This is a genomic window from Teichococcus aerofrigidensis, assembly GCF_054073225.1.
Map to the genome: position 1 here is coordinate 1 of NZ_JBSXMU010000108.1, position 10,636 is coordinate 10,636.

General features: G+C 69.4%; 10 protein-coding genes. 6 read left to right on the top strand and 4 right to left on the bottom strand.

The window, feature by feature from the left end; all coding sequences use genetic code 11:
* A partial coding sequence (locus ACVMLK_RS17045) for a D-alanyl-D-alanine carboxypeptidase family protein (RefSeq protein ID WP_457487074.1) occupies positions 1-940 on the bottom strand: 940 nt, incomplete at its 3' end.
* A gap of 362 nt (positions 941-1,302) precedes the next feature.
* On the opposite strand from ACVMLK_RS17045, the gene ACVMLK_RS17050 reads away from it, so the two are divergent.
* The 5 genes from ACVMLK_RS17050 (at position 1,303) to ACVMLK_RS17070 (ending at position 7,637) form a co-directional block, all read left to right on the top strand.
* Complete coding sequence (locus ACVMLK_RS17050) at positions 1,303-1,887, top strand: phasin family protein (RefSeq protein WP_457487075.1); 585 nt, start codon at positions 1,303-1,305, stop codon at positions 1,885-1,887.
* 315 nt (positions 1,888-2,202) lie between these two features.
* Positions 2,203-2,568: an ATP-dependent Clp protease adapter ClpS gene (clpS, locus tag ACVMLK_RS17055; RefSeq protein ID WP_232477408.1), complete on the top strand. Its 366-nt coding sequence runs from the start codon at positions 2,203-2,205 to the stop codon at positions 2,566-2,568.
* Between the two features lie 186 nt (positions 2,569-2,754).
* A complete protein-coding gene (clpA, locus tag ACVMLK_RS17060; RefSeq protein ID WP_198367926.1) occupies positions 2,755-5,106 on the top strand; it encodes an ATP-dependent Clp protease ATP-binding subunit ClpA in 2,352 nt (783 codons plus the stop codon).
* A 349-nt stretch (positions 5,107-5,455) separates the two neighbouring features.
* Positions 5,456-6,286, top strand: coding sequence for an aspartate dehydrogenase (locus tag ACVMLK_RS17065; RefSeq protein WP_457487076.1), 831 nt, complete (start codon positions 5,456-5,458; stop codon positions 6,284-6,286).
* Between the two features lie 79 nt (positions 6,287-6,365).
* Positions 6,366-7,637: a M20/M25/M40 family metallo-hydrolase gene (locus tag ACVMLK_RS17070; protein ID WP_457487077.1), complete on the top strand. Its 1,272-nt coding sequence runs from the start codon at positions 6,366-6,368 to the stop codon at positions 7,635-7,637.
* A gap of 25 nt (positions 7,638-7,662) precedes the next feature.
* Here the strand turns inward: ACVMLK_RS17070 and ACVMLK_RS17075 are convergent, their stop codons facing one another.
* Together ACVMLK_RS17075 and greB are read right to left on the bottom strand one after the other, a co-directional pair.
* Positions 7,663-8,598 (bottom strand): DMT family transporter, encoded by a 936-nt coding sequence (locus tag ACVMLK_RS17075; RefSeq protein WP_198367928.1) that lies wholly within the window; start codon positions 8,596-8,598, stop codon positions 7,663-7,665.
* 105 nt (positions 8,599-8,703) lie between these two features.
* Complete coding sequence (gene greB / locus ACVMLK_RS17080) at positions 8,704-9,243, bottom strand: transcription elongation factor GreB (RefSeq protein ID WP_422923592.1); 540 nt, start codon at positions 9,241-9,243, stop codon at positions 8,704-8,706.
* A gap of 122 nt (positions 9,244-9,365) precedes the next feature.
* Between greB and pip the strand changes: the two genes are divergently transcribed.
* Positions 9,366-10,313, top strand: coding sequence for a prolyl aminopeptidase (gene pip / locus ACVMLK_RS17085; RefSeq protein ID WP_457487078.1), 948 nt, complete (start codon positions 9,366-9,368; stop codon positions 10,311-10,313).
* A 25-nt stretch (positions 10,314-10,338) separates the two neighbouring features.
* Here pip and ACVMLK_RS17090 read toward each other — a convergent pair.
* Positions 10,339-10,636, bottom strand: a 298-nt coding sequence (locus ACVMLK_RS17090) for an ABC transporter C-terminal domain-containing protein (protein WP_457487079.1), incomplete at its 5' end; no start/stop codon positions are given.

Consider the following 10,636-nt stretch of genomic DNA (forward strand, 5'->3'; position numbering starts at 1 on the left):
CCACCAGCCCCGTCCCCCGGACCGGCCGGGCCGCCAGCGCGGCGCCACCGACGGCGGCCATGGCCAGGCCGGTGGAAGGCGTCGCGCGGGCGAAGTAGTCCGAGCCGCCCACGCCGATCTGCGCGAAGCCGCGGTCGAGCAGGGCGGCGGCATGGCGGTCCCGCTCCACCCAGGAACTGCCTCCGAACACGGCGACGATCAGCCGGGCGTTCTGGCGCCTGGCGCTGCTGACGATGTTGAAGCCGCTGGCGGTGATGTAACCGGTCTTGATGCCGTCCACCCCCTCGTACTCGCCGAGCATGCGGTTGTGGTTGCGCAAGGTGATGCTGCCCATCGAATGCTGACGGGTGCCGAAGTAATGGTAGTACTCGGGAAAATCCTGCTGCAGGCGCCGCCCGAGCGTGGCCATGTCATGCGCCGTGGTGATCTGGTCCGGGTCCGGCAGACCCGAGGCATTGCGGAAGGTGGAACCGCTCATGCCAAGGGAGCGCGCCCGCAGCGTCATCATCTGCGCGAAGCGGGATTCGCTGCCGCCGCCCAGGGTCTCGCCCAGCAGAGAGGCGACGTCATTGGCGGACTTGGTGACCAGCGCATAAATCGCGTTCTCGACGCTGATCGTCCGCCCCGGCGGCAGGCCGAGCTTGGACGGCGGGCGCATCGCCGCCGTGTCGGTCATCATCAGGCGCTGGTCGAGGTCGAGCTGGCCCCGGCGCAACGCGTCGAAGACGAGATAGAGCGTCATCATCTTGGTCAGCGACGCAGGATGGCGCGGCGCGTCGGCGTTGCTGCCGAACAGCACGGTCCCGGTCCGTGGGTCCATGACCACGGAGGCGTAACGTTCGCTGCCGATCTGCGCCCTGGCGGCGCCAGGAAGCGCGGCAGCGAGGAGCGCCGAAGCGGCAAGCAGCCCCAGCTGCCGCATCGCGCGGGTCAGTTGCATGAGAATCCCCCAAAAGTCCTCACCCCCCAGTGAGGTGGAGGCATCCTAACGGGATGCGTGCAGAGCTGTCATCGAGAACTGAACAGGAACTCAGCCTTCTAACAAGAGGTTAAGAGACATTTCTTACAGTTGGCGCAACGCCGCCTTCACGGCTCCGTGACTTTCTTCGTTCGGAGGTGGAAAAGAATTCTTGTACGCTGCAAAATAAGACTCGACAGCGCGCCGGCTCGTTGCCATATCGGCTTTATGTTGCGCTGCACAAAAGGCGTAAACAAGGGTTCCCCCGGCTCCGGGGCCCTGCCGACCCGCCGGATGCACCGGCTCCTTCCCGGTTCTGGAGCCAGAGTTCGAGGAGAGCACCCATGGCCAGTGAAGCCAAGGTGACCAAGCTGACCACGGAGAAGGCCCAGGCGGGCGTCGCGGCGGCCGAGAGGCTGACCGAAACCGCCGTGCAGGCGACGGAGGAGGCGGTGCGTAACCCCACCGCCGCGCCGAAGCTGGCGACGGATGTTGTGAACGAAGGCGTGGCGCAGGCCCGCACGGCAATGGAGAAGAACATGGAACAGGTGACGCGTTCGGCCGAGGGCTTCTACAAGGCGAGCGAGGACGTGGTGGAGTTCAGCCGCGGCAATATCGAGGCGGTGACCAAGGCCACCCAGACCTATGTGGCCGGCCTCCAGGACCTCAGCAAGCAGGCCTTCGCCGTCTTCCAGGCGCTGAACGAGCAGGCCGTGCAGAACGCCAAGGCCCTGTCCTCGGTCAAGAGCATCAAGGAAGCCGCCGAGATGCAGACCAGCTTCGCCAAGGCGCAGCTGGAGAAGACGATGGCCGAGACCACCAAGCTGAACGAGGCGGCCTTCAAGCTGGCCGAGCAGTCCTCGGCCCCGATCGTCGCCCGCATGACGCTGGCCTTCGAGAAGCTGAGCCGTCCGGCCGCCTTCAACTGAGAAGGCCATCGGGGGAGGCGCGGCCGGACCGCCGCCTCCTCCACCGGCGATGACGAGGGGGCCGGCGGCACGAAGGTGTCGCCGGCCCTTTGCGTTCCGGGCCTCCTGGCGTCGCGCCGGGCATGGGTCCGTCCCGCGATGATGGCCGGTTTTCCCTCGCCGGACCGCGTGGCCCTTCACCTGGCCCCTTTCGCTCCGATATCCTGCGGGCTAACGGGAGGCTCTGCGGAACGGCGATGGCGCTGGCGGCGTGCGTCAGCCAGAGTCAGAATCGGTTTCCGGCATGACGAACAAGGGTGGGCTTTCGGCGGAATTATGATGGATCAGGACAAACGCCCCATCCGCGGTGCCAGTGGAGGGGCGGGGCAGGACGGCGGCGGCGAGGGCACGGCCACCGGGGTCGTGGTCAAGCCCCGCGCCCGCACCCGCAAGCCCGCCATGTACAAGGTGCTGATGCTCAACGACGACTACACGCCGATGGAGTTCGTCGTCCATGTGCTCGAGCGCTTCTTCCAGAAGAACCGGGAGGAGGCAACCCGCATCATGCTGCATGTGCATCGCCGGGGCGTGGGCGTCTGCGGCGTCTATACCTATGAGGTGGCGGAAACCAAGGTCACCCAGGTGATGGACCTCGCCCGGCAGAATCAGCACCCCCTGCAGTGCACGATCGAAAAGGAATGATCGTGCGGAAAATGATGCATCGCACGCTCATCTCTGTGTAACCTGCTGAAACTAAGAATACCCCTCGCCGTCTTGAGGGTGAGGAACCACATTACGGTTATCCGGATCATCCGATCCGTTCCTGTCCTGCGGCGATGGCCGATCACCCCGGCTGCGCCGTGCTCTTGAAGGGGAGCGTCGTACCGCATGCTGTCCCGCAACCTCGAACAGACGCTCCATCGGGCCCTCGGGCTCGCCAATGACCGCCGGCATGAATATGCCACGCTGGAGCATCTCCTCCTCGCCCTGGTCGACGATACGGACGCCGCCACCGTGCTGCGCGCTTGCGGCGTCGATCAGGACAAGCTGAAGCGCGACCTGACCGAGTTCCTCGACAAGGACCTGGCCGGCCTGGTGACCGAGCGCTCGGGCGATCCCAAGCCCACCGCCGGCTTCCAGCGCGTGGTGCAGCGGGCCGCCATCCACGTCCAGTCCTCGGGACGCGACGAGGTGACGGGCGCCAATGTCCTCGTCGCGCTGTTCAGCGAGCGCGAGAGCCACGCCGTCTACTTCCTGCAGCTGCAGGACATGACGCGGCTCGACGCGGTGAACTTCATCAGCCATGGCATCGCCAAGGCCCCCGGCCGCAGCGCCAGCCGGCCGGTCCAGGGTACGCCCGCCACGCCTCCCTCCAGCCCGGAGGAGCCCGGCGAAAAGGAGGACAAGCCCCAGGGCCGCCGGGGTCAGGACGCGCTGTCGAACTACTGCGTGAACCTCAACAAGAAGGCGCAGCAGGGCAAGATCGACCCGCTGATCGGGCGCGACCACGAGATCGAGCGTACCATCCAGATCCTCTGCCGCCGCACCAAGAACAACCCACTCTATGTGGGTGATCCGGGCGTCGGCAAGACCGCCATCGCCGAGGGGCTGGCCAAGCGGATCATCGAGGGCGAGGTGCCCGAGGTGCTGCTGAAGTCGACCATCTATGCCCTCGACATGGGCTCCCTGCTCGCCGGCACGCGCTACCGCGGCGACTTCGAGGAGCGGCTGAAGGCGGTGGTGAACGAGCTGGAGCAGCAGCCAGGCTCGATCCTGTTCATCGACGAGATCCACACCGTGATCGGCGCCGGCGCCACCTCGGGCGGGGCGATGGATGCCTCGAACCTGCTGAAGCCGGCCCTGGCCCAGGGCACGCTGCGCTGTGTCGGATCGACCACCTACAAGGAATACCGGACCTACTTCGAGAAGGACCGCGCCCTGGTCCGCCGCTTCCAGAAGATCGACGTCAATGAGCCGACGGTCGAGGACGCGGTGAAGATCCTGACCGGCCTCAAGACCAACTACGAGAAGCACCACAAGGTCAAGTACACGCCCGAGGCGATCCGCGCGGCGGTGGAGCTTTCCGCCAAGTACATCCATGACCGCAAGCTGCCCGACAAGGCGATCGACGTCATCGACGAGGTCGGCGCCTCGCGCATGCTGCAGCCCGAGGGGAAGCGGAAGAAGACCGTCACCCTGAAGGATGTCGAGGATATCGTCGCCAAGATCGCCCGTATTCCGCCCAAGAGCGTCTCCTCGGACGACAAGGAAACCCTCCGCAACCTGGAGCGCGACCTGAAGTCGATGGTCTTCGGCCAGGACAACGCGATCGAGGCCCTCTCGGCCGCGATCAAGCTGTCCCGCGCCGGGCTGCGGGATGCCGAGAAGCCGATCGGCAACTACCTCTTCTCCGGCCCCACCGGCGTCGGCAAGACGGAAGTCGCCAAGCAGCTCGCCAAGACGCTGGGGATCGAGCTGATCCGCTTCGACATGTCCGAGTACATGGAGCGGCACAGCATCAGCCGGCTGATCGGCGCGCCGCCGGGCTATGTCGGCTTCGACCAGGGCGGCCTGCTGACCGACAGCATCGACCAGCATCCGCACGCCGTGCTGCTGCTGGACGAGATCGAGAAGGCCCATCAGGACCTCTACAACATCCTGCTGCAGGTGATGGACCACGGGAAGCTGACCGACCACAACGGCAAGACCGTCGATTTCCGCAACGTCATCCTGATCATGACGACCAATGCGGGCGCGGCGGACATGGCCAAGGCCGGCATCGGCTTCGGCCGGGAGGAGCGGAAGGGTGAGGACGAGGAGGCGGTGAAGCGCCTCTTCACCCCCGAGTTTCGCAACCGCCTCGACGCCGTGGTGCCCTTCGGCAACCTGACGCCGGAGATCGTCGGCAGCGTGGTGGAGAAGTTCGTGATGCAGCTGGAGGCCCAGCTCGCGGATCGCAACGTGACCATCGAGCTGTCCTCCGCCGCCAAGGAGTGGTTGGCGGAGAAGGGCTACGACCGTCTGTATGGCGCCCGCCCGCTGGCGCGTGTCATCCAGGAGTACATCAAGAAGCCACTGGCCGAGGAGTTGCTCTTCGGCAAGCTGGCCAAGGGTGGCGCGGTCAAGGTGGGCAAGAAGGACGATGCCCTGACCTTCGAGTTCATCGAGGCCTCGGTCCCGGCTCTTCCGCGGCCGGATGGCGATGGCGAGAACGAGCACGCCCCGGAGGCCGCCGGCTAGGACAGCGCCTGACCGGCGCGCAGACGAAGAAGGCCGGGACATGTTCCGGCCTTTTTCACGTTCGCGTGATTCGTAACCGCGCCATTATTTGGCCTTTGGCAATTGTCGCGGCACCCCGTAAGTCCCCCCGCGCCGGCCGCCTCCCCCCCCCCTTTGTGGCCAACCCGGTTGGCGCTGGCGGTTCCCCCAAACCGCCCCCAGGCGCCAGCCTCGCCGCGAGGAGGCCTTCCGGGCCTCCTCGCGTCCTGAATCCGCTCCTCGCCGAAGCACCGGAGCCTGGGCCGAATCCAGAAAGGCTTTGCCGCCTCGTGTCGTCCGGGCTTTTCTGCCGCGCCACATGAGGTTGCCGATGAACGCCATGACCCCGCTTCGCCGCCCCCCCCTTCGTATCGCCATCGCCGGCTTCGGCGCCGTGGGAATGCGCATCGCCCAGGCGCTCGACGAGGGGCTGCCGGGCTGCGAGCTGACCGCCGTTTCCGCGCATGACCGGGCGGCGGCCTCCCGCCGCATGAACCGCCTGCACAACCCCGTGCCGGTGCTGGCGATCGCGGAACTCGAGCCGCTGGCCGATCTCGTCGTCGAATGTGCCCCGGGCGCCCTGCTTCCCGAGATCGTTTCCCCCTTCCTCTCCGCCGGCAAGAAGGCGTTGGTCCTGAGCGCCGGCGCGCTGTTGTCGCATGAAGGGCTAGTGGAGCTGGCGCGCGCGAACGGGGCGCAGCTGATTGTGCCGACGGGCGCCCTGATCGGCCTCGACGCCGTCTCCGCCGCGGCGGAGGGTGAGATCCGCTCGGTGAGGATGGTGACGCGCAAGCCGGTGCGCGGGCTGGAAGGCGCACCCTATCTCATCGAGAAGGGCATCGCGATTTCCGACATCCGCGAACCCCTTCGCATCTTCAAGGGCACCCCGCGCGAGGCGGCGGTGGGCTTTCCCGCCAATCTCAACGTCGCCGTGGCCCTGTCCCTGGCGGGCATCGGGCCGGACCGGACGGAGCTGGAGATCTGGGCCGATCCCGCGTTGACCCGCAACGTCCACCGTGTCGAGGTGGAGGCGGATTCGGCCAGCTTCTCGATGAGCATCGAGAATGTCCCGAGCGAGAATCCGAAGACCGGCCGGATCACCGCCCTGTCCGTCATCGCCTGCCTCCGCAAGCTTTCCGCCCCGCTTCGGGTCGGCACCTGAGGCGCGGCCCGGGCGCGGCGGCTTGACCCCTGCGCCCCGGCGCCGGAGGTTCCGGCCCCCGTCCAGCCGAGGCTCCGCCATGACCGATCAAGCTCCCGCCCTCCGCCGCCATCTGCTCGCCACCGAGGGTGGCGACGCCGCCGCCGAAGCTGCCTCCCTGCTGTCCGCACCCGGCTTCGCCCGCCTGGTCGCCGCCCTGGAGGCGGATCACGACCATTTCGTCGAGCAGCTCGTCGCCCTGACCGAGATCCCCTCGCCCCCCTTCGGCGAGGCTCGGCGGGCCGCCGCCTATGCCGAGCTTCTGCGGGGCCAGGGGCTGGAGCAGGTGGAGACGGATGACGAGGGCAATGTCACCGCCCTGCGCCCCGGGACGGACCTGGAGGCCGGCGTGATCGTGCTCTGCTCGCATCTCGACACGGTCTTTCCCGCCGGCACCGATGTCACGGTGCGGCGCGAGGGCACGGTGCTGCGCGCGCCCGGCGTCGGCGACGACACGCGTGGTCTGGCCGTGCTGCTGGCCATGGCGCGCGCCCTGGATGCCGCCGGCCTCCGCACCCGGGCCGGACTGCTGCTCCTCGCCTCGGTCGGCGAGGAGGGCACGGGCGACCTGCGCGGCGTGAAGGCCTTCTTCGGCCGCAGCCGCTGGCGCGAGCAGGTGGCCGGCTTCATCGCCATGGACGGCATCAATCCCGCGCGGCTGGTGCACGCGGCGGTGGGCAGCAAGCGCTACCGCGTCACCTTCCGCGGGCCGGGCGGCCATTCCTTCGGCGCCTTCGGCCTGGTCAACCCGGCCTTCGCCCTGGCGCGCGCGGCGGACGGGCTTTCGCGCATCCGCGTCCCGGCCTCGCCCAGGACCACCTATTCCATCGGCAGGCTGGGCGGCGGCACCTCGATCAACGCCATCCCCGAGGAAGCCTGGATGGAGGTCGATCTGCGCTCGGCCTCGGCCGGCGGGCTGGCGGCGCTGGAGGCCCGTTTCCTCGATCTGCTGCCGCAGGCGGCGGCGGATGAGAATGCGGCGCGGGACACGGCCAGGGGCGAGATCAAGGTGGAGGTGACGCGCATCGGCGACCGCCCCGCCGGGGTGACGCCCTGCGACTCCCGCCTCGCCCGCATCGCCGCCGAGGTGATCCGCGCCCAGGGCTACGACCTGGTGCACGAGGCCTCCTCGACCGACAGCAACATCCCGATCAGCCTGGGCATCCCGGCGGTGACGCTCGGCACGGGCGGCAGCGGCGGGCGCGAGCACTCGCTGGAGGAATGGATCGATGTCGAGAAGGGGCCGAGCGTGAAGGGCGTGGCGACGGCGCTGGCCACCATCCTCTCGGTCGCCGGCATCACCTCGAACTGAGGCCGGGAGGGGGGGCGGCGGCGGCTCAGCCCCGTCCCGCCGCCTCCCGCCGCGCCATCCAGGTCGCGGCGGAGAAGATCACCAGCGCGCCGAGCAGCGTCGCCCAGCCGGGCCTGTCGCCGAAGACCACGAGGCCGAGCAGCGCCGCCCAGGCGAGGTCGAGGAACTTCACCGGCTGCGTGGCGGAGACGTCGGCCAGGCGGAAGGCCTCGGTCAGGCACCAGTGGCCCAGGCTGCCGAGCAGGCCGCCGAGCGCGAACCAGGCGAGCTGGGTCGGCGTCGGCCAGCTCCAGAAGGCGATGGCGAAAGGCAGGGTGAAGGCCGAGATCGTCACGCATTGCCAGAGGACGATCACCTCCGGCCGGTCCCGCCGCGTCAGGGCCTTGGTGATCAGGAAGGAGGCGGCGAACAGCGGCGAGGATGCCAGCATCACCAGCGTCCAGCCACCGCCGCCGCCCGAGAGCTTCGGCCCCAGCACGATGGCGACGCCGAGGATGCCGATGGCGGCGGCGATCCAGCGCGAGGGCACGACCTTCTCGCCCAGGAAGATCACCGCGCCGATCATGATGAAGATCGGCGAGGTGAAGCCGAGCGCCGTGACGTCCGCCAGCGGGATATGGGGCAGCGCCAGGAACCAGAGCAGCAGCCCCGCCGTGTGCACCACGCCGCGCCACAGCTGCCCGCCCATGCCGCGCGGGGCATAGCCGGACAGGCCGGTGCGCCAGACCAGCGGCAGCATGACGAGCAGGCCGAAGAGATAGCGCAGGAACTGCGTCTGAAAGGCATGCAGCTCGCGCGAGAGCGCGGCCATGATGGCGTTCAGCAGGCAGAAGAGCAGGCCGGAACAGCCCATCCAGACCATGCCGCGGAGCGTCGGCGACAGGCCCTTCCAGCGCGTGCCGAGGCGGCCCCGCAACCGCAGACCGGTCCAGGAGGGCGGTGTGGCGACAGGCTGTGACATGGCGTCAGGGGTTCCGGCGTTTCCCGGCGGCGCGGTTCCGCCGCCCGTGCGAGCATGCGACGCCCCCGCCTCCACCGCCAGGGCCAAGCCGGCGCAGCCCGGGATTTATTCCGCCGGGTCCGGGTAGCTGATGGCCACCACCTCGATCTCCTCGCTGCCGCCGGGCATCCGCGCCCGGACCAGATCCCCCACCCGCGCCCGCAGCAGCGCCCGCGCCACCGGCGAGACCCAGGAGATGCGCCCGCGGTCGAGGTCGGTCTCGTCGATGCCGACGATGGTGATCGTCACCTCCTGGTCATCCTGCCGCGCATAGGTCACGGTGGCGCCGAAGAAGACCTGGTCGCGCCGGGGCTGCGCCGCCGGATCGACCACCTGCACCCGCTCCAGCCGCTTGCGCAGGAAGCGCACCCGGCGGTCGATCTCGCGCAGCCGTCGCTTGCCGTACTGGTAGTCGGCGTTCTCGCTGCGGTCGCCCAGGCTGGCCGCCCAGGAGACGATCTCGACGACCTTCGGCCGTTCCTCGTTCCAGAGCCGGCGCAACTCGGCCTGCAGCGCCTCGTGGCCGGCCGGCGTCATGTAGAAGGGCGTGCCCGGCGGCAGGCCCGGCGGGCCTTCCTCCTCGTCGTCCTGCTCGGTACTGGCCATGCGGGCTTCGGCTCTGTGGTTCCCGCCGGTTAGCGCGAAGCGACCGGCCCGTCAGCCCCAATGGCCAGCCCGAATGGGCGACCCCACTCGCCAGACGCGCCGCGTCACGCTTCACTGGCGGCATGACACAGCCCGGCCATGCCGAATCCCCCGTCCGACGCTCCGGCCACCTCGATGTCGGCCAGGGCCACAGCCTGGCCTGGTGGGAGCATGGGCGCCCGGACGGCCCGCCGGTGGTGATCCTGCATGGCGGCCCCGGCGCTGCGAGCAGCCCGGCCGCGCTGCGCTCGCTCGACCCCGGACACTGGCGCATCATCGCCTTCGACCAGCGCGGCTGCGGCGACTCCACGCCCCATGCCAGCCTGGAGGCCAACACCACCTGGCATCTGGTGGAGGATCTGGAGGCGCTGCGCCGGCATTTCGGCCTCGAGGCCTGGACGGTGGCCGGCCACAGCTGGGGGTCCTGCCTCGCCCTGGCCTATGCGCAGACGCATCCGGAACGGGTCCGCGGCCTTCGCCTTTCCGGCATCTTCACCGCCCGGCGCCCGGAAGTGGCGTGGTGGTTCCATGGCGTGCGCGCGCTGTTCCCGGACCACTGGGCGGAGTTCGCCGCGCAGGTCCCGGAGGCCGAGCGCGGCGATCTCCTCGCCGCCTATCATCGCCGCCTGATCGATCCCGACCCGGCGGTGCACCTGCCGGCGGCCCTGGCCCTGCGCGGCTTCTCGGCCCGGACCCAGACCTTCCGCCCCGATCCGGCCCATGTGGCGCGGCTGACCGAGCCGGACCGGGCGCTGGCCGTCGCCCGCCTCTTCACCCACTACTGCACCCATGGCGCCTGGCTGCAGGAGGGGCAGTTGCTGCGCGGGGTGGCGGCGATCCGCGCGATCCCGGCCGAGATCGTCCAGGCGCGCTACGATGTGGTGACGCCGGCCGTCACCGCCTTCGAGTTGCACCAAGCCTGGCCGGAGGCGGGCTTCACCCTGGTCAATGACGGCAACCACACGACGACGGAGCCCGAGGTGCTGGCGGCGCTTTGCGCCGCGGCCGAGCGGCTGGCGCGGCGGGCCTGACGCCGCCTGCCCGCGCGGCGGCGCCCTATCCGCCCAGTTCCTCGCGCAGCATCTCGAGCTCGAGCCAGCGTTCCTCGGCTTCCGCGAGCGCCGCCTCGGACTTCCCCAACAGCTCGGTCGCCTTGTCGAAGCGGGCCCGGTCGCGCGCATAGAGACCGGGATCGGCCAGGATCTCCCTCAGCTTCGCCGCCTCGGCCTCCAGCTTGTGCATCCGCGCCGGCAGCGTCTCCAGCTCATGCTGGTCCTTGAAGGAGAGCTTCCTTCTCGCCGGCCCCGCCGCCGGGCCGCCGCCGGGCTGCGGCGCGGCCGGCGCGGGGCTGGCC

What these genes read in the sequence shown, in the direction of transcription:
- ACVMLK_RS17075 (WP_198367928.1), bottom strand. Translation starts at nt 8,598, where the DNA reads ATGTCACAGCCTGTCGCCACACCGCCCTCCTGGACCGGTCTGCGGTTG.
- clpS (WP_232477408.1), top strand. Translation starts at nt 2,203, where the DNA reads ATGATGGATCAGGACAAACGCCCCATCCGCGGTGCCAGTGGAGGGGCG.
- ACVMLK_RS17065 (WP_457487076.1), top strand. Translation starts at nt 5,456, where the DNA reads ATGAACGCCATGACCCCGCTTCGCCGCCCCCCCCTTCGTATCGCCATC.
- pip (WP_457487078.1), top strand. Translation starts at nt 9,366, where the DNA reads ATGACACAGCCCGGCCATGCCGAATCCCCCGTCCGACGCTCCGGCCAC.
- clpA (WP_198367926.1), top strand. Translation starts at nt 2,755, where the DNA reads ATGCTGTCCCGCAACCTCGAACAGACGCTCCATCGGGCCCTCGGGCTC.
- ACVMLK_RS17050 (WP_457487075.1), top strand. Translation starts at nt 1,303, where the DNA reads ATGGCCAGTGAAGCCAAGGTGACCAAGCTGACCACGGAGAAGGCCCAG.
- greB (WP_422923592.1), bottom strand. Translation starts at nt 9,243, where the DNA reads ATGGCCAGTACCGAGCAGGACGACGAGGAGGAAGGCCCGCCGGGCCTG.
- ACVMLK_RS17070 (WP_457487077.1), top strand. Translation starts at nt 6,366, where the DNA reads ATGACCGATCAAGCTCCCGCCCTCCGCCGCCATCTGCTCGCCACCGAG.